This is a genomic window from Trichococcus sp. ES5 (assembly GCF_900067165.1).
GTDB lineage: Bacteria > Bacillota > Bacilli > Lactobacillales > Aerococcaceae > Trichococcus > Trichococcus flocculiformis.
This window is the reverse complement of sequence record NZ_FJND01000002.1, coordinates 129,516-148,136: the sequence shown is the minus strand read 5'-3', so window position 1 is coordinate 148,136 and position 18,621 is coordinate 129,516. Positions and strand designations below refer to the sequence as shown.

The 18,621-nt window shown below is 45.3% G+C and carries 16 protein-coding genes; all 16 read left to right on the top strand.

The window, feature by feature from the left end:
* Positions 1-150: 150 nt before the first annotated feature.
* The 16 genes from rpsB (at position 151) to TES5_RS02815 (ending at position 18,467) form a co-directional block, all read left to right on the top strand.
* Positions 151-936: a 30S ribosomal protein S2 gene (gene rpsB / locus TES5_RS02890; RefSeq protein ID WP_068559617.1), complete on the top strand. Its 786-nt coding sequence runs from the start codon at positions 151-153 to the stop codon at positions 934-936.
* A gap of 135 nt (positions 937-1,071) precedes the next feature.
* Positions 1,072-1,953 carry a translation elongation factor Ts gene (gene tsf, locus TES5_RS02885; protein ID WP_068559614.1) on the top strand — a complete coding sequence of 294 codons (882 nt, stop codon included), beginning with the start codon at positions 1,072-1,074 and terminating at the stop codon, positions 1,951-1,953.
* An 87-nt stretch (positions 1,954-2,040) separates the two neighbouring features.
* Positions 2,041-2,763 (top strand): UMP kinase, encoded by a 723-nt coding sequence (pyrH, locus tag TES5_RS02880; RefSeq protein WP_068559613.1) that lies wholly within the window; start codon positions 2,041-2,043, stop codon positions 2,761-2,763.
* Between the two features lie 2 nt (positions 2,764-2,765).
* Positions 2,766-3,323, top strand: a complete 558-nt coding sequence (gene frr, locus TES5_RS02875) for a ribosome recycling factor (RefSeq protein ID WP_068559612.1) — start codon at positions 2,766-2,768, stop codon at positions 3,321-3,323.
* A gap of 155 nt (positions 3,324-3,478) precedes the next feature.
* On the top strand, positions 3,479-4,240 hold the full coding sequence (locus TES5_RS02870) for an isoprenyl transferase (protein WP_068559606.1): 762 nt from the start codon (positions 3,479-3,481) through the stop codon (positions 4,238-4,240).
* A gap of 10 nt (positions 4,241-4,250) precedes the next feature.
* A complete protein-coding gene (locus TES5_RS02865; RefSeq protein ID WP_068559603.1) occupies positions 4,251-5,045 on the top strand; it encodes a phosphatidate cytidylyltransferase in 795 nt (264 codons plus the stop codon).
* Between the two features lie 36 nt (positions 5,046-5,081).
* Positions 5,082-6,356 (top strand): RIP metalloprotease RseP, encoded by a 1,275-nt coding sequence (gene rseP / locus TES5_RS02860; protein ID WP_068559601.1) that lies wholly within the window; start codon positions 5,082-5,084, stop codon positions 6,354-6,356.
* Positions 6,357-6,438: 82 nt separating this feature from the next.
* Positions 6,439-10,776: a PolC-type DNA polymerase III gene (locus TES5_RS02855; RefSeq protein ID WP_068559598.1), complete on the top strand. Its 4,338-nt coding sequence runs from the start codon at positions 6,439-6,441 to the stop codon at positions 10,774-10,776.
* Between the two features lie 170 nt (positions 10,777-10,946).
* A complete protein-coding gene (rimP, locus tag TES5_RS02850) occupies positions 10,947-11,420 on the top strand; it encodes a ribosome maturation factor RimP (protein WP_068559597.1) in 474 nt (157 codons plus the stop codon).
* Positions 11,421-11,451: 31 nt separating this feature from the next.
* Positions 11,452-12,753 carry a transcription termination factor NusA gene (gene nusA, locus TES5_RS02845; protein ID WP_068559595.1) on the top strand — a complete coding sequence of 434 codons (1,302 nt, stop codon included), beginning with the start codon at positions 11,452-11,454 and terminating at the stop codon, positions 12,751-12,753.
* Between the two features lie 18 nt (positions 12,754-12,771).
* On the top strand, positions 12,772-13,056 hold the full coding sequence (rnpM, locus tag TES5_RS02840) for an RNase P modulator RnpM (protein ID WP_068559593.1): 285 nt from the start codon (positions 12,772-12,774) through the stop codon (positions 13,054-13,056).
* Complete coding sequence (locus TES5_RS02835; RefSeq protein WP_068559591.1) at positions 13,053-13,361, top strand: L7Ae/L30e/S12e/Gadd45 family ribosomal protein; 309 nt, start codon at positions 13,053-13,055, stop codon at positions 13,359-13,361. The genes rnpM and TES5_RS02835 overlap by 4 nt, the downstream gene beginning before the upstream one ends.
* 21 nt (positions 13,362-13,382) lie before the next feature.
* Positions 13,383-15,836 (top strand): translation initiation factor IF-2, encoded by a 2,454-nt coding sequence (gene infB / locus TES5_RS02830; RefSeq protein WP_068559589.1) that lies wholly within the window; start codon positions 13,383-13,385, stop codon positions 15,834-15,836.
* Between the two features lie 42 nt (positions 15,837-15,878).
* The gene (gene rbfA, locus TES5_RS02825) at positions 15,879-16,235 is read left to right on the top strand and encodes a 30S ribosome-binding factor RbfA (protein ID WP_068559587.1); all 357 of its coding nucleotides are present in this window, start codon (positions 15,879-15,881) and stop codon (positions 16,233-16,235) included.
* A 293-nt stretch (positions 16,236-16,528) separates the two neighbouring features.
* A complete protein-coding gene (locus TES5_RS02820) occupies positions 16,529-17,098 on the top strand; it encodes an SF0329 family protein (RefSeq protein WP_068559585.1) in 570 nt (189 codons plus the stop codon).
* Between the two features lie 238 nt (positions 17,099-17,336).
* A complete protein-coding gene (locus tag TES5_RS02815) occupies positions 17,337-18,467 on the top strand; it encodes an AAA family ATPase (protein WP_068559583.1) in 1,131 nt (376 codons plus the stop codon).
* Positions 18,468-18,621 lie beyond the last annotated feature (154 nt).

Sequence of the window (18,621 nt, the reverse complement as noted above, 5' to 3'; positions counted from 1 at the left end):
TCTTTCAGCGTAATTCGATATAATTATCAACGGTGCAAAACCACATTTCACACCTTGATCGATACGGCGGACGTTGCTTATCGTAAGATGAGTTTCTGCTGTAGAAGAAATCGGGGGAGGAAAATAAAAACAAACTTGGAGGAAATAAACATGGCAGTAATTTCAATGAAACAATTATTGGAAGCAGGCGTACACTTCGGTCACCAGACTCGTCGTTGGAACCCAAAAATGAAGAGATACATCTTTACAGAGAGAAACGGTATCTACATCATCGACTTGCAAAAAACCGTAAAATTAGTAGACGAAGCATACAAATATATGCTTAATGTTGCTGAAGAAGGCGGCGTAGCTTTATTCGTAGGGACTAAAAAACAAGCGCAAGATTCAATTAAAGACGAAGCTATCCGTTCAGGTCAGTTCTTCGTAAATCACCGTTGGTTAGGTGGTACTTTGACTAACTGGGATACTATCCAAAAACGTATCAAACGTTTGAAATCAATCGAAGCTATGTCTGAAGACGGCACTTTCGAACTACTTCCTAAAAAAGAAGTTTCAATCTTGAAAAAAGAACAAGAACGTTTGGAAAAATTCTTGGGCGGTATCAAAGATATGCCTAGAATCCCGGATGTAATGTTCATCGTTGACCCAAGAAAAGAAAGAATCGCTGTTCAAGAAGCGCACAAATTGAACATTCCTATCGTCGCTATGGTTGACACTAACTGTGATCCAGATGAAATCGACGTAGTAATCCCTTCAAATGACGATGCTATCCGTGCAGTTAAATTGATCACTGCTAAAATGGCTGATGCTTTCATCGAAGGCAACCAAGGAAATGATCAAGCTGAAATTTCTGTTGAAGAAACTTTTGCGGCTGAAGCTGACGAAGCAACTTCATTAGAAGAAATCGTTGAAGTCGTTGAAGGCGACAACGAATAATATTTCCTATTTAGTTTGAAGCAATGAGCTGTCTCAGAAAAGAAGAAAGATATAGCCAATTAGGTAGCCGACATCTTTTCTATCTCTTTGGGGCAGCTTTTTTTATGAAAAAGAATATTCAGGAGGAATCATAAAATGGCACAAGTAACAGCAAAAATGGTTAAAGAATTACGCGACATGACAGGCGTAGGCATGATGGATGCTAAAAGAGCTCTAGTAGAAGTCGATGGCGACATGGACAAAGCGGTTGACTACCTAAGAGAAAATGGTATGGCAAAAGCAGCCAAAAAAGCTGACCGTATCGCTGCTGAAGGACTTGCAAACGTATATGTTGACGGAAATACAGCTGTTATCGCTGAAATCAATGCCGAAACTGACTTTGTTGCGAAAAACGACAAATTCCAAAACTTGGTAGCTGATATTACAGCAATCATCGCTAAAAACAAACCAGAAACGTTGGAAGCTGCTTTAGCGATCGAAACTGCAGACGGCTCATTGAACGATGTCATCTTGAATGCTACTACTGTAATCGGCGAAAAAATTACTTTGCGTCGCTTTGCTATCGTTGAAAAAACAGATGCTGATGCTTTCGGCGCATACCTGCACCAAGGCGGACGTATCGCTGTATTGACAGTTTTGGAAGGCTCTACGGATGCTGATGCTGCTAAAGATATTTCTATGCACATCGCTGCCATCAATCCTAAATATGTTTCTCGCGACGAAGTTTCCGCAGAAGAACTTGAGCATGAAAAGAAAGTTCTGACTGAACAAGCTTTGAACGAAGGCAAACCAGCTAACATCGTTGAAAAAATGATCGTAGGCCGTTTGAACAAATTCTTGAGCGAAATTTCATTGAACGACCAACCATTCGTTAAAGATCCAGATCAAACAGTTTCACAATTTGCTGCTTCAAAAGGCGGCGTTGTTAAATCATTCGTTCGCTACGCTGTAGGCGAAGGTATCGAGAAACGCTCTGTGGACTTTGCAGAAGAAGTAATGAGCCAAGTTAAAAAATAATGAAAATTGCCCCTTAATTGGGGCTTTTTTATCATAGTCATAAGCCTGATTAATCAGGGGTCAGCCAATTACGGAGGGAAATATAGAATGAGTGAACCAAAATACAAACGCGTTGTTTTAAAACTAAGTGGTGAAGCTTTAGCGGGCGACACCGGTTTCGGAATTAACCCACCGACGATTGAAGAAATCGTAAAAGAAATCAAAGAAGTACATGACTTGGGTGTGGAGATAGCTATCGTTGTGGGCGGCGGCAATATTTGGCGCGGCACGACAGGCGCTGAAATGGGTATGGAGAGAGCGCAAGCCGACTATATGGGCATGCTTGCGACTGTCATGAATTCTCTGGCTCTTCAGGATGCCTTGGAGAATGAAGGGGTTCCTACCCGTGTTCAGACTTCCATCGAAATGAGACAAATTGCCGAACCGTATATCCGCAGAAGAGCTGTCCGTCACCTTGAAAAAGGACGCGTAGTGATATTTGCTGCCGGTACCGGCAATCCATACTTCTCTACTGACACGACAGCAGCCCTTCGTGCCGCTGAAATCAATGCTGATGTTATTTTGATGGCTAAGAACAATGTTGATGGGGTCTATTCATCCGATCCGATGAAGGACTTGAATGCAACTAAATTCTCTGAATTGACTCATTTGGATGTTATTTCCAAAGGATTGCAAGTAATGGATACTACAGCAAGCTCATTAAGCATGGATAACGACATCCCGCTGGTTGTATTTAACTTAAACAGACAAGGGAATATTCGCCGTGTTATAATGGGAGAAGATATCGGAACGACTGTTAGGGGGAAATAATTATGGTTAAAGAAATCCTTGATAATGCGATCGACAGAATGAAAAAAACGGAAGCTGCACTGATCCGCGAACTAGGCTCGATTCGAGCAGGCCGCGCGAATGCGAGTTTATTGGATCGTATCGAAGTTGAATACTACGGAACGAGCACACCAGTGAATCAATTAGCATCCATCACGATTCCTGAAGGACGCATGTTGTTGGTCACACCTTACGACAAATCCAGTATCGGTGATATCGAACGCGCGATTTACCAAAGCGACTTGGGCATCAACCCAGCCAATGACGGCAACGTCATTCGTTTGGTGATTCCGGCATTGACTTCAGAGCGTCGTAAAGAGTTGGCAAAAACTGTTGGCAAAGAAAACGAGGCAGCTAAGATTTCTATCCGCAATATTCGCCGTGATGCCATCGAGGCGTTGAAAAAAGCAGAAAAGAACAAAGAAATCACAGAAGACGAGTTACGGACTTATGAAAAGAAAGTACAAGAGTTCACCGACAAATCTTCCAAAGAAATAGACAAAATAACGGCGGACAAAGAAAAAGAAATTTTGGACGTTTAACATTCCATTCGTTGGGAAGCAGCCAGGGCACAAATCATTTCGAATGATTTGTGCCCTGGCTCTTTTTAAAAATTATATAAATTCCGGTTAATCATAGGAATTCAGGCGGGTTTTTGTTAAAATAAAAAGAGTTATGAAAAAGTGAGGGATAAAGCATGGCTCTATTCAAGAGTGAGAATCCAAAAACAGATTTGCAGTTTGACGAAAATGGCATCATTCCAGCTCATGTTGCCATCATTATGGATGGGAACGGCCGTTGGGCAAAGAAAAAACTGATGCCACGGGTTTACGGACACAAAGAGGGTATGAATACGGTTAAAAAGATAACCATAGAGGCAAGCCGCCTTAATGTGAAGGTATTGACGCTGTATGCCTTTTCGACTGAAAACTGGAAACGTCCGACTGACGAAGTCAATTTTTTGATGGGATTGCCCATCGATTTTTTTGATGTCTTTATGCCGGAGTTGATGCAGAACAACATCAAAGTGACGACCATCGGCTGGATCGATCAGTTGCCCGAGAAGACGCTTAAAGTCGTGCAAAATGCAATCGAAAAGACAAAGGACAATACCGGTCTTATTTTGAATTTTGCGTTGAATTATGGTTCCAGGGCTGAAATCCTTCAAGCTACAACGATGATTGCGCACGATGTCGCAGCAGGAAAACTCTCGGCAGACGCAATCACTGATGACGTATTCTCTGGTTACCTATTCACAAGCGGTCTTGGTGAATGGCAGGATCCTGACTTGCTGATCCGCACCAGTGGAGAAATCCGACTCAGCAACTTCTTGCTGTGGCAGGCAGCGTACAGCGAAATGTACTTTACGGAAGAATTTTGGCCTGATTTTTCGATAGCCAGCTTGCGGGCGGCTTTAGCAGAATATCAGCATCGCAATCGTCGTTTCGGCGGCATATAGGGAGGATATTATGAAGGAAAGAGTAATCACAGGCTTAGTGGCTGCCGCAGTATTCATCCCATTCTTGTGGCTTGGGGGACTGCCGCTGCAACTGCTCATGACAGCAATCGGTTTGATCGCTGTTCAAGAACTATTGAAGATGAAAAAGCTGTCCATCTTCAGTGTCGAAGGTATCATCACTGCTTTGGCGACCGTATTATTGATGTTGCCGGAATCTTATCTGCAGTTCATCCCCGATGGCATCGATGCGATGCTTTTAATTTATCTGGAGGCGTTGGTACTGTTCATTTTTACTGTGTTCTCGCGGAACGATTTTACCTTCGACGATGCAGCCGCTTCTGTCCTGATCTCCCTTTATGTCGGGAGAGGATTTTATTATTTCATGCAGACAAGGGACATCGGTTTTTGGATGGTGCTCTTAGTGTTGTTCATCATTTGGGGAACGGATATCGGCGCATACATGATCGGAAGAAAAATTGGCAAAAACAAGTTGGCTCCGGCTATCAGCCCAAATAAAACAATCGAAGGATCTGTCGGCGGTTCGATAGCCGCTGTGCTGATCGCCATCGTATTTTTCCATTACTACAATCCGCTGGAGTTATCTTTAGGACTCCAGATCATGCTGGCAGCCTTACTTTCGGTCTGTGGCCAGATGGGGGATTTGGTAGAATCGGCATTCAAACGTTATTTTGGCGTCAAGGATGCCGGGAAGATATTACCCGGACACGGCGGCATGCTTGATCGTTTTGACAGCACGCTTTTTGTGATGCCGGTGTTCCATATTTTTCTGCATTTCATCTTTTAACAAAGCGAAGACACGCTACAAAAAGGGAGGGATTACATGTTTCAGACAATCATAACGTTCATCATCGTGTTCAGCATATTAGTGATCATCCACGAATTCGGCCATTTCTATTTTGCGAAAAAAGCTGGCATTCTGGTTCGTGAATTCGCAATCGGCATGGGACCGAAAATCTTCTCTCATCGCAAAAACGGGACAACCTACACAATCCGGATGCTGCCCATCGGTGGTTATGTGCGGATGGCCGGCATCGGGGATGAGGACACCGAGTTGAAACCGGGTATGCCGCTTAACATCACCCTTGATGAAGAGCAACAGGTCATTCAAATAGATTTGAGCAACAAACAGCATTTGCAGGCTGTGCCGATAGAATTACTGGAGGCTGATCTGGAACACGCACTTTTCATAAAAGGAATCATTCCGGGAAGTTCAGAACCCGTTAGATACGCAGTAAAACGCGATGCGACAATCATCGAGACCGACGGAACAGAAGTTCAGATCGCTCCCATCGATGTACAATACCAATCAGCGCCTTTGCTGAAACGGATGCTGACAAACTTCGCCGGACCGATGAATAATTTCATTTTGGGTATCGCGGTATTCATCGCGATTGCGTTCGTGCAAGGCGGCGTTACAGTAAACGAGAGTCGCTTGGGAGAAATCCAACCTGACAGCCCGGCGGAAGCAGCCGGATTGCGGGAGAATGATGAGGTATTGGCTGTTAATGGCGATGCAACCGCTGACTGGACGGAACTGGTTACGGCCATCCAAGCCAATCCGGGCAACCAAATCACACTTACAGTCGTGACTGATGGAGAAGAAGCGCGTGATGTCCTCGTCACACCTGACACGAAAACTGATGAACAAGGCAACGAGTATGGTTTGATCGGTGTCGCTGTCCCGATGAATCGCACGCTGATGGCTAAAATCAGCTACGGATTCAAAGAATTTTGGGTGATTGCCACTTCCATTTTCGGATTGGTCTTTGCCATGTTCAGGACCGGCTTTCAGGCTGACTCATTCGGCGGGCCTGTCGCTATTTATGCGGCCACCGAGCAAGTCGTTGATTATGGCTTTCTGAGCGTACTCAGTTTTCTGGCCTATTTGAGCATCAACCTTGGTGTCGTGAATCTATTGCCGATTCCAGCATTGGATGGCGGGAAACTACTGCTGAACCTAGTTGAAGGAATCAGAGGCAAGCCGTTGGATCCAGAGAAGGAAGGCATCATCACGGCTATCGGAATGGGGCTGTTGCTTCTGCTGATGGTCATCGTCACTTGGAATGATATTCAAAGATTTTTCTTTGGCCAATGATAGGAAGAAAATAAGAAGATTCAAAGAAAGGAACGTTCATTCTTTGAATCTTTTTGTTTGTTAGTTGAGAAGGAGAGATCAAATGTCGTTATCGAAACATGAATTGTTCCAGCAGATGTTGGAACAGATAAATTTGCATCACCAGCCGGAGTATCTACCGTATTTTGAAAACGGGGAAATCGAACAAGTCATCGTGCATAAAAAATCAAAATTATGGTCATTTCAGTTCGTTTTTGATAACGTTCTGCCTTTCGAAGTGTTCACTGCTTTGATGAACCACATGAAAATAAAATTCCAATCCATCGCCACAATCGATTTTCAGATCAAAACCAGGAAACCGATTTTGACGAATGAGAGCATCTTGGACTATTGGGAAACAGTCGTCCAACGCAGCAATATATCATCACCACTGGTTCTGAGTCTTTTTGCCAAACATACACCCGTTGTTTTGGACAATAAAGTCGTTATCAGTGTTGAAAACGAAATCACCAAAAATCATTTGGCAGACAACTACTTGTCCATTATCCAACAGAATTACCTGGTCTTGGGATTTCCGAGTTTCCAGATCATAATCGAAGTGGACGAGGCAGCATCCGAAGCCAGAATGGCACAATATCTGGCCCGAAAACAAGAACAGGATGAAATGTTGGTCAAACAAGCAGAGGAAGCCATCAAACAAAATCAGCAGGATAGACAGCGCAGCGACGGCTCGCAATCTAAAGGCAGCAATAACGGCCCCTTGCTGATCGGCAGACAGATTTCCAGCAAGGAAGAAATCAAGCAGATGGCCTCAATCACCGAAGAAGAGCGTTCGGTGGTCATCGAAGGCTATATTTTCGACAGTGAAATCCGCGAATTGCGGTCCGGGCGGAAACTGCTCGTATTTAAAATGACGGATTATACCTCTTCCTTTTCGGTAAAACTGTTTTCGTCGAATGAAACGGATGAACAGAACTTTGAGCTTGTCAAAAAAGGAATCTGGGTGCGCGTGCGCGGGAGTGTCCAAGAAGACACTTTCATGCGGGATCTGGTTGTGAACGGCCGAGACGTGAACGAAGTTGCTCATGCGGAACGGAAAGATCGTGCGCCTGAAGACGAAAAAAGGGTGGAATTGCACCTGCATTCAAATATGAGTCAGATGGATGCCACCAATGGGATCGGTGATTTTGTCAAACAAGCGGCAAAATGGGGACATAAGGCCATCGCTCTGACCGACCATGCTGCTGCGCAAGGCTATCCGGATGCTCACGCAGCCGGAAAAGCGAATAACGTAAAAATATTGTACGGAATTGAAGCATATGTCGTCGATGACGGCGTTCCGATAGCCTATAATCCGGTCCATGAGGATCTAAGTGAAGCGACCTATGTCGTATTCGACGTTGAAACAACGGGGTTATCGGCAGTTTACGACACGATCATCGAGCTGGCTGGCGTAAAAATGTACAAAGGAAATGTCATCGAAACATTCGAAGAATTCATCAATCCGGGCCATCCGTTATCGCAGACGACCATCCAATTGACGGGCATAACCGATGATATGGTCCGCGATTCCAAGCCGGAAAAAACGGTGCTCGAGGAGTTCGCTGCATTCGCCGAGGGGACCATTCTTGTAGCCCACAATGCCAGCTTTGACATGGGCTTTTTGAACAACAGCTATGAACGCTATGGTATGGCCGAAGCGCCACAACCTGTAATCGATACCTTGGAGATGTCCCGTTTCCTGCACCCGCAATTGAAATCCCATCGTTTGAATACGTTGGCGAAACGCTATGGTGTCGGTTTGGAACAGCATCACCGGGCCGTTTATGATTCCGAAACAACCGGCGCCCTCTGCTGGATATTCCTGAAGGAAGCCCGCGAAGAACACAACATTCTATTTCATGATGAACTGAACAAATACATCGGCGGCGGCGATTCATACAAACGAGCGCGGCCGTTCCATGCAACGATTTTGGCAAAAAACCAGGATGGGCTGAAGGACCTTTTCAAAATCATTTCTGCTTCTAATATTGATTATTATTACCGGACACCGCGTCTGCCGCGCAGCGTTCTGCAAGCATCCCGGGAAAACTTATTGATCGGCTCTGCCTGCAGCGATGGCGAAATATTTGAGGCGATGATGCAAAAAGGGGCAGAGGCTGCTAAAGCGAAAGCCAAGTTCTATGATTACATCGAAGTTATGCCAAAAGAGGTCTATGCGCCGCTCATCACGAGAGAACTGGTGAAAAATGAAAGTGATCTGGAAGAGATCATTACCCAAATCGTTGCCATCGGCGATGAATTGGGCAAGACGGTCGTCGCAACCGGGAATGTGCATTACTTGAACAAGGAAGACGCCATCTACCGGGAAATATTGATTGGGTCTTTGAAGGTGAATCAAGGAAAAGTCCTGCATCTGCCGGAAGCCCATTTCCGGACGACAGACGAGATGTTGGATTGTTTCTCCTTCCTCGGCAAAAAAAAAGCAAAGGAGATCGTTGTATCTAATTCCCAAAAAATTGCCGACAGCATCGATGAAATAATCCCAATCAAGGATCAGTTGTACACGCCGAACATGGAGGGGGCGAATGAGGAAGTCACAAGGCTCTCCTATGATGAAGCCAAACGCCTCTACGGAGAACAACTCCCTGAACTGGTCGAAAAAAGGCTGGAAAAAGAACTGAATTCGATCATCGGAAACGGCTTCTCGGTCATCTATCTGATTTCCCAAAAACTGGTTCTGAAAAGCAACCAGGACGGCTATCTGGTTGGATCCCGGGGCTCGGTCGGCTCAAGTTTTGTAGCCACCATGACCGGTATAACGGAAGTCAATCCTTTACCGCCGCATTACCGGTGTCCGGAATGCAAATATTCCTACTTCTATGAAGATGGCTCGATCGGTTCCGGCTACGACTTGGAAAAGAAGGACTGCCCGAAATGCGGAGCGGATATGGACCGAGACGGGCACGACATCCCTTTTGAAACCTTCCTTGGATTCTACGGGGACAAGGTACCTGATATCGACTTGAACTTTTCAGGGGAATATCAAGCCCACGCCCATGCTTACACCAAGGAGCTCTTCGGTGAGGAATATGTGTACCGTGCCGGAACAATAGGTACAGTGGCTGATAAAACAGCTTTTGGCTATGTCAAAGCCTATGAGCGGGATCACAATTTCAGATTCTCGTCAGCGGAAATCGATCGGTTGGCAAAAGGCTGCACGGGAGTAAAAAGGACGACGGGACAGCATCCAGGCGGTATCATCGTCATTCCGGACTACATGGATGTCTATGATTTTACACCTATCCAGTTCCCGGCCGATGCCCAAGATTCTGAATGGAAAACGACCCACTTTGACTTCCACTCTATCCATGATAACGTGCTGAAATTGGATATACTGGGACACGACGATCCGACTGTAATCCGGATGCTGCAAGATCTATCCGGAATCGATCCCCAGACGATCCCACCCAATGATCCGGATGTCATGAAGATTTTCGGCGGTACTGATGTATTGGGCGTCACGCCTGAACAAATATTCAGTAAAACCGGGACACTCGGAATTCCCGAATTCGGGACGCGCTTTGTCCGGGGAATGCTGGAGCAGACCAGTCCGAACACATTTGCGGAATTGCTGCAGATTTCCGGTCTTTCCCACGGAACAGATGTTTATTTGGGCAATGCCGAAACACTCATCCGCGAGAACAATATCCCGCTGGCGGATGTTATCGGTTGTCGTGATGACATCATGGTCTATCTGATCCATCACGGTATGGATGATGGTTTGGCCTTCAAAATCATGGAAAGTGTCCGGAAAGGGAAAGGGATCCCAGACGATTGGCAGGCGGAGATGCGGGCAAAAGAAATACCTGAATGGTATATCCAATCGTGCCTGAAGATCAAATATATGTTCCCGAAAGCCCATGCTGCGGCATATGTATTGATGGCTTTGCGCGTCGCTTATTTCAAAGTGCACCAACCGATCCGTTATTATTGTGCTTTCTTCTCCGTGCGCGCGCAGGATTTCGATTTAGTCGCGATGACGCAAGGGAAAGAAATGATCAAGACCCGCATGAAAGAAATCATGGATAAAGGGTTGGAAGCTTCAGTCAAGGAAAAAAGTTTGCTTACCGTACTGGAATTGGCGAACGAGATGGTGGAGCGCGGCTTCAATTTCAAAATGGTCGATCTTGACAAATCGCACGCGAATAATTTCGTGATCGAGGGGGATACGCTGATTGCGCCGTTCCGGGCTATTCCGGGACTAGGCGGCAACGTGGCGAACCAGATTGTTCAAGCCAGGGAAAACCAACCATTCTTATCCAAAGAAGATTTGGCGACAAGAGGGAAAGTTTCAAAGACAATCATTGATTACATGAATGAAAACGGAGTGTTGAAAAACTTACCCGATGAAAATCAACTTTCTTTATTTGATTTTTAAGGAAAGGCTATTCCAAAGCCGTTAGGTTGGTAGGTCCTTGCATTTACTGACACAATGGTGTATGATTATAAAAGAATAAGTCGTCGGAAGGAGTGAGCGGAAACGCTCACTCTTTTTACGCAGTCAGCCAATGTTTGACAGTGGTGTAGGATTGATAAAGGAGGATTTCTGTGAGTCGTGTAGTAGATGAAGTTCGTGTAGTGGTTCAACCAATAGTTGATGAACAGAATTTAGAATTAGTGGATATGGAGTTTTTGAAGGAAGGGAAAAACTGGTTTCTCAGAATTTATATAGATAAGCCAGGCGGCATCGATATTGAAGAGTGTGCATTGATCAGCGAAAAAGTCAGTGAAGCACTGGACGCTATTGATCCAGATCCGATCCCTCAGGCATATTTCCTGGAGGTGTCCTCGCCAGGTGCAGAACGTCCATTGAAGACGGAAGCAGATATGCAGAATGCTATCGGCAAATACGTGCATCTGTCCTTCTACCAAGCAATAGATGGCGAGAAATTCTATGAAGGAACGTTGAAGGAAGTAAACGATGACTCCGTTGTATTGACGATCAGAATCAAAACCAGAACAAAAGATATCGAAATCGAAAGAAAACAGATCGCAAACGCAAGATTGGCTATCCAATTTTAATCATTTTTTGAGATAGGAGTGAACGAGTAATATGAGCAAAGAAATGTTAAGTGCTCTTGAAGTGTTGGAAAAAGACAAAGGTATTTCAAAAGAGATTGTCATCAGTGCGTTGGAAGCTGCGCTTGTGTCTGCTTACAAACGCAATTACGGACAAGCCCAAAACGTTGAAGTGGAATTTGATACTAAAAAAGGGGACATCCATGTTTACGCAGTTAAAGAAGTAGTGGATATGGTGTTCGATTCGACTTTGGAAGTAAGTTTGGAGGATGCTCTGCAGATCAACAAAGCTTACGAACTAGGCGATAAGATCCGTTTTGAGGTTACTCCGAAAGATTTTGGGCGGATTGCCGCTCAAACAGCCAAACAAGTCATCATGCAACGCATCCGTGAGGCGGAGCGCAGCATCGTCTACAATCAATTCATCGCTTATGAAAATGATATTTTGACGGGTGTCGTCGAAAGAATGGATAGCCGCTATATTTATGTGAGCCTTGGAAAAATTGAAGCAGTATTATCCAAGCAGGAACAAATACCGAATGAAACGTTCCAGCCGCATGACCGCATCAAAGTTTACGTCACAAAAGTCGAGAACACTTCAAAAGGGCCACAGGTTTTTGTCAGCCGTAGCCATCCCGACTTGCTGAAGCGCTTGTTCGAACAAGAAGTTCCGGAAATCTTCGATGGCGTAGTCGAAATCGTCTCGATCGCCCGTGAAGCCGGAGACCGGTCAAAAGTAGCCGTGCGCTCCCGCGATAAAAACGTCGACCCTGTCGGCACCTGCGTAGGACCAAGAGGCCAGCGTGTCCAAGCGATCGTAAACGAATTGCGCGGAGAGAACATGGATATCGTTGAGTGGAACGAAGATCCATCGATCTACATCGGAAATGCGTTGAATCCGGCACAAGTCGTGAACGTTGATTTCCATCAAGCAGACGGCAGTTGCACAGTGATCGTTCCTGATTATCAACTATCACTGGCAATCGGTAAGAAAGGTCAAAATGCACGCTTAGCGGCTAAATTGACAGGCTATAAAATCGATATTAAGTCCGAAACGGAGTATAATAAGTTATTGATGGAATCCGGTGCCCAAAAAGTTGCATCCGATGAAGACGATGCTGACACGCTTCATTCTTTCGCTGGCTTGGACAAAATTTTCACGGCAGAGGAAGTTGCTGATGACATTGCTGTCCCAACGGAAGATACAGATTACACGGAAGAATACGAAGATGATGAAAAAATCCTTGATCCTGAAGATGTCGAGCAATTGATATCGGAAGTCGAGACAGATCCGGAAGAAAGCTATGATGAATTAACAAAGGACCTTCAAGACTAATCAGTGAGGTGAAAGTTTATGAAGACAAGAAAAATTCCGATGCGGAAATGCGTCGTCTCCAATGAGATGAAGCCAAAAAAAGAATTAGTCCGCATCGTAAAAAATCAAGCAGGTGAAATAGCCATCGATCCCACAGGCCGCATGAATGGCCGAGGAGCCTATGTCTCTATGGAACCTGCATTGGTACAGAAGGCCTGGAAACAGCATATTTTGGAAAAACACCTTGAGATCGCGATCAGTGATGCGTTCTATCAGGAGCTGTTCGATTATGTCGAACACCAAAAAGCAAGGAGCCTGCTATGACACCTGAAGACAAGATGTTGAATTTGCTGGGTTTGTCATTGCGCGCCGGCAAGTTGATTACAGGTGAAGAAATGACCATCAAGTCCATCCAAAAAAATGAAGCAGTCTTTGTGCTTTGTGCGACAGACTGCAGCACTAACACCAAAGAAAAATTAGAAAACAAATGCCGCTACTATGAAGTCCCGTTCCTGGTGCATTTCACTTCGGAACAAATCAGTCAAGCAATAGGCAAGTCCCGTTCCATTTGCGCCTTGACTGATAGAGGATTCGCCAAAAGTTTCATGCGGCTGAAAGGAACAAAGTAATGAGATAAGGAAGGTGATGACATGGAAAAAAAACGTGTCTACGAATATGCAAAAGAACACAAGGTATCAAGCAAAACGGTGTTGGATAAAGCAAAACAATTGGGGATCGATTATCATAGCCATATGTCAACCATGGAAGACGGAGACATCAAAAAGTTGAACCAATCCATCTCTTCCACTGCTGGAAATCAGGTTGCCAAGCCGAGTGCACAGCAATCCAATGCGACACAGAAAAAGCAACCAGCAGAAAACAAAAAGGCGCCTGCAACAAAAATACATAAAACTACTGATAAGAGTGAACTGAGGAAAAACACAGACATGAAAAATAAACCATCGAATCCTTCTTCGAATCAAAACAACGGTTCCGAAAATAAAGGACATGCAAAAACTTCTACAGACAAAAATGCAAAACGGCCGGCGCAAGCCACAAGCCAAGCTGGACAAAATCGTCCAAATACTAAAATGAATCGAGTTGACTCTGTTTCGCCAAACAAATCAAATGACAAACCAGTGCAGAAAACTGCAAACACGAATACCACTACCAATGCGCCAGCCAAATCAAACCGTCCATCATACGGTCAAAATTCCGGCGGTTCCAATCCGCGCAGCCAAGGAAATCAAGGGAGAGGCAACAATCCCTACAACAAAAACAAACGCTCGAAGTTCAAAAAAGGCACAACGAAGCAAGGACCGGCAGTACCTCCACGCAAATTCCGCGAGTTACCGGAAACTTTCGTCTATACAGATGGCATGAATGTAATGGAAGTTGCCAAAAAGTTGCACCGTGAACCAGCTGAAATCATCAAAAAGTTATTCCTGATGGGCATCATGGTTACACAAAACCAAGCACTAGGAAAAGACGCTTTGGAATTGTTGGCTGCCGATTATGGCATCGAAGCTGAAGAAAAAATCGTGCAGGATATTTCCGATTTGAACAGCTATTTCGAAATGGAAGAGAATCCGGAAGAATTAGTTTCAAGACCACCTGTTGTCACAATCATGGGTCACGTCGATCACGGTAAAACGACGCTTTTGGACTCACTGCGCAACACGAACGTAATTCAAACCGAAGCAGGCGGAATCACGCAGCATATCGGCGCTTACCAGGTCAAAATCGACGGAAAACCGATCACTTTCTTGGATACACCTGGACATGCTGCCTTTACGACAATGCGTGCCCGCGGAGCGGATGTCACAGACATCACGATCATCGTTGTCGCAGCTGACGACGGTGTGATGCCGCAAACTATCGAAGCCATCAACCATGCAAAAGCGGCAGATGTTCCTATCATTGTGGCAGTCAATAAAATCGATAAACCGACAGCAAATCCAGATCGCGTGATGCAGGAGTTATCTGATCAAGGTTTGGTTCCGGAAGCTTGGGGCGGCGAAACGATTTTCGTCAACATCTCGGCTAAGTTCGGACAAGGTATCGATGAATTGTTGGAAATGATTCTGTTGGTCGCTGAAGTCCAGGAATTGAAAGCTAATCCGAATCGTTTAGCGATCGGTTCCGTCATCGAAGCCCGTTTGGATAAATCCAAAGGCCCGATCGCTACCGTTTTGGTGCAATCAGGTACTTTGAAGATCGGCGATCCGATCGTAGTCGGTAATACGCATGGTCGTGTCCGCGTAATGACCAACGATCAAGGCAGACGTGTAAAAACGGCTGGACCTGCAATGCCTGTCGAAATTACAGGTTTGAACGCAGCACCGCAAGCCGGTGATCACTTTGTCGTCTTTGAAGACGAGAAGACTGCGCGTCAAGCAGGTGAAGAACGTGCGAAACGTGCCCTTATGGAACAACGTTCAACACAAAACCGCGTGACCTTGGATAACTTGTTCTCCAGCTTGAAAGACGGAGAACTGAAGGAAGTCAATGTCATCATCAAAGCTGACGTACAGGGTTCAGTTGAGGCCTTGGCAGCAAGCTTGCAAAAAATCGAGGTTGAGGGTGTCCGCGTCAAAATCGTTCACTCCGCAGCTGGAGCGATCAACGAGAGTGATGTTACTTTGGCAGCAGCCAGTAACGCAATCATGATCGGATTCAACGTTCGTCCGACTCCTCAAGCGAAGATCCAAGCAGAAAGCGAAAATGTGGATATCCGTCTGCACCGTATTATCTACAATGCCATCGATGAAATCGAAACAGCGATGAAAGGGATGCTGGATCCTGAATTCGAAGAGCAAGTAACCGGTCAAGCGCTTATCCGTGAGACCTATAAAGTTTCTAAAGTCGGCACAATCGGTGGAGCTTTCGTAACCGATGGCTACATCGGCAGAAACAGCAGCATCCGTATCATCCGTGACAACATCGTCATTTTTGACGGCAAACTTGCCAGCTTGAAGCGATTCAAGGATGATGCCAAAGAAGTTAAAAAAGGCTTCGAATGTGGTGTGATGATCGAAGATTACAACGATATCCGCATCGATGATGTCATCGAAGCGTATCATATGGTTGAAATCAAGAAATAATGCTCTACAGCAATCGAACTAACTAGTGAGAGGTGAACCGAAATGGCTAATTTCAGAGCAGGAAGAATCAAACAAGAAATACAACGGGAAGTCAATGATATCCTGGCTAAGCGTGTAAAAGATCCACGTGTTGCAAATGTGAACATCACCGATGTGGAAATCACCGGAGACTTGCAGCAAGCAACCATCTATTACAGCACTTTGTCGGAACTTGCCAGCGATCGCGAAAAAACGCAACAAGGTTTGGATAAGGCGACTGGCCTCATCCGCAAGGAACTTGGAACGCGTCTGACCCTCTACAAGACACCGGAATTGATCTTTAAACGAGATGAATCAGTGGCTTACGGAAGCAAGATTGATGAATTGATCCGCAAGATGCACGAGGACGAAAAAAAATAGATTTCATATTTGTGCAAATAAGGCAGCCACAATGATCCGTGCGATCGTTGTGGCTGTTTTTTTGCTTTGTGGTCAAGAACATGGCATAAATCCCATATTTAACTACCCAGAGGTCAGTTGTGTAAATAGAATCAGAGTCTGCCAGTTAGTTATAATCGTTTAGAGGTTGATTTTAGTGCTGTGAGCATTCAGCCCTGTTCGCTAGTAAAAAAAGATTGACCGACCATGACATTTTTGGACATAATGTAAAGTAGACTAAATGGACAGCACTGAAGCTGCTGATGGAGGATATTATGATTTGGAGTAAAATGAAGCCGCAGTTGGAGAACTTCCTCGCGCCTGTGTTGGTGGGCAGAGTGGAGTACCTATCCACCAGCTACCGCTATTCACCCGAAAAAAACGGCCAGTGTCGCATAGCCGTAGACAATAAAAAAATCTTCAACATGAAGGACGGAACGACAGGAATAAGGTGGTACCTGTCGGAACAGGACATCAAGAATGATCCTGCAGTCATGATTCCGCTCAGCGAAGCCGAAATTGAACAAATCAGGAAAGAAACCGGCGGAAAAGTACCTGAAGAACGGTTGGCAGTAATCGCGAGCGATCGCAAACTGTTGGCCTATGCGAAGGGAACGATGGCCGCCCAAGTGGCCTTAAGCAAAACCGATTTCAACAAAACCGCTGATGTATTTTTGAGCCAACCCATCGAAGACAGTCTCGCAAGCAAAGACATTCTGTTGAATTGCTTGGCCTTAGTGGATAGGCGCGTCGGCAAGAAACGAATCATGGACATGGAACAATCAGTGAGAATGAAGCATCCGATCGTGCAATATATCTATGCACTGAGACGTGGCCTGAAGTAGGGTGTATTGGGGCTCGCGGCCACAAGGAACGCCAGCGGGGAAACAGATTTCCGGACGCAAAAAAGAACCACACAGGTAATATTAGTCCTGAAAGTTTTTTGGGGAATCCGCCTTGTTCCTGATTGTATGGTTTGGATAGGACCTTCGTGCTATACGCTGCGTCGAAGAAGTTGTAGAATGTAGGTAAGAGGTAAGATTAGTATCCTAGAGAATACGTTCTTCAGAAGGGAGAATTGAGATGGGGAATCTGTACAAAGACAAATTAAGCGGCAGCCGGATCGGTATCGTTTTCGGGGCGTTCGCACCTTGCCATATCGGCCATTTGGAAGTCATCCTGAAAGCCAAGAAAGAGAATGACGGTTGCGTCGTGATCGTGTGTGGTGAAGATGGTGATTTCGGCGAGCCTTTCGGTCTGGATGTATACAGGAGATTCCGATATATGCGCGAATTATTTGCGGATGATAACCAGATTTATGTGGTGATGGCAGCCGGTCAACGTATTCCGCAAAAAGAAAGCGCGTGGAAGTCTTGGTTGCAAGTCATCAAGCTCAAGATAGCTGATTCATTACAGTACAGCGATGCGGAAAAAATCTGGTATACCGGTAAAACGCTGCAGGCGGATGCGTTAGAAAGAGAATCCGGCGACGAGGTCCATCTGGTTGATACCAGCCTGTACCCTATAACCGGTCTGAATATCCGAAACGATGCCTTGCGCTATTTTAATGCCATCGCTTTGCCTTTCCGCAGGGCGTTCACAAAAAAAATACTGGTTTTGGGTGCTCCGAGCGGGGGGAAAACGACATTGGTCAAGGATTTGGCGAAATTGTATTCCTGCCCTTTCAGTTTTGAATATTCACGCCAGTATCAAGAAGAGTCGAATGTGAATGACTTCGAATTGGATGGCATGGACTATCAGCGGTTAGTCACGGGACAGTTCCAGCTGAACCGGGATACAATCGCCGATCCAGCTAGCCAAGGGATGGCAATCTTGGATACAGACGTGATGGTAACAAAAGTCTATGCACGTCTTGGCGCTAAGGACGATGATTATGCCATCACTCAAGATGAATACGCAATTTTCGAGCAATCGGCCAATGCCTTTATTGCTAGACAATTATGGGACCTGATCTTGGTTGTACCACCGACTTTGAAATATGTCGACGACGGTTACCGCAATATGGAATTTTCAGAGAACGTCTTTTTGAGGACCATCCATGATATGATGCTTGAGGAAATCGCAAAAAGCGGCAATCTGGATAAAGTTGTCTTGCTTGACGCGAAAGGGGACGGCGACAAGGACGAATTCAGTTACTACGCGCGCTACAAGCAAGCGAAGGCAGCAATAGATAAATTGATGGGGCACGAATAATAAGGTGATACGCTTGTTAAGCAAGGGTGTTCGGAATAACCGATCACCATTGTTCGTTTATGTCTGATTTTCACAGCAACATTCGCGTGTTAAGCTAGTATCATCACTCAAGGTCCGAGAAGTAAAGTCGTTCTCGAATTTTGGCACATACTGT

What these genes read in the sequence shown, in the direction of transcription:
- rpsB (WP_068559617.1), top strand. Translation starts at nt 151, where the DNA reads ATGGCAGTAATTTCAATGAAACAATTATTGGAAGCAGGCGTACACTTC.
- tsf (WP_068559614.1), top strand. Translation starts at nt 1,072, where the DNA reads ATGGCACAAGTAACAGCAAAAATGGTTAAAGAATTACGCGACATGACA.
- pyrH (WP_068559613.1), top strand. Translation starts at nt 2,041, where the DNA reads ATGAGTGAACCAAAATACAAACGCGTTGTTTTAAAACTAAGTGGTGAA.
- frr (WP_068559612.1), top strand. Translation starts at nt 2,766, where the DNA reads ATGGTTAAAGAAATCCTTGATAATGCGATCGACAGAATGAAAAAAACG.
- TES5_RS02870 (WP_068559606.1), top strand. Translation starts at nt 3,479, where the DNA reads ATGGCTCTATTCAAGAGTGAGAATCCAAAAACAGATTTGCAGTTTGAC.
- TES5_RS02865 (WP_068559603.1), top strand. Translation starts at nt 4,251, where the DNA reads ATGAAGGAAAGAGTAATCACAGGCTTAGTGGCTGCCGCAGTATTCATC.
- rseP (WP_068559601.1), top strand. Translation starts at nt 5,082, where the DNA reads ATGTTTCAGACAATCATAACGTTCATCATCGTGTTCAGCATATTAGTG.
- TES5_RS02855 (WP_068559598.1), top strand. Translation starts at nt 6,439, where the DNA reads ATGTCGTTATCGAAACATGAATTGTTCCAGCAGATGTTGGAACAGATA.
- nusA (WP_068559595.1), top strand. Translation starts at nt 11,452, where the DNA reads ATGAGCAAAGAAATGTTAAGTGCTCTTGAAGTGTTGGAAAAAGACAAA.
- rnpM (WP_068559593.1), top strand. Translation starts at nt 12,772, where the DNA reads ATGAAGACAAGAAAAATTCCGATGCGGAAATGCGTCGTCTCCAATGAG.
- TES5_RS02835 (WP_068559591.1), top strand. Translation starts at nt 13,053, where the DNA reads ATGACACCTGAAGACAAGATGTTGAATTTGCTGGGTTTGTCATTGCGC.
- infB (WP_068559589.1), top strand. Translation starts at nt 13,383, where the DNA reads ATGGAAAAAAAACGTGTCTACGAATATGCAAAAGAACACAAGGTATCA.
- rbfA (WP_068559587.1), top strand. Translation starts at nt 15,879, where the DNA reads ATGGCTAATTTCAGAGCAGGAAGAATCAAACAAGAAATACAACGGGAA.
- TES5_RS02820 (WP_068559585.1), top strand. Translation starts at nt 16,529, where the DNA reads ATGATTTGGAGTAAAATGAAGCCGCAGTTGGAGAACTTCCTCGCGCCT.
- TES5_RS02815 (WP_068559583.1), top strand. Translation starts at nt 17,337, where the DNA reads ATGGGGAATCTGTACAAAGACAAATTAAGCGGCAGCCGGATCGGTATC.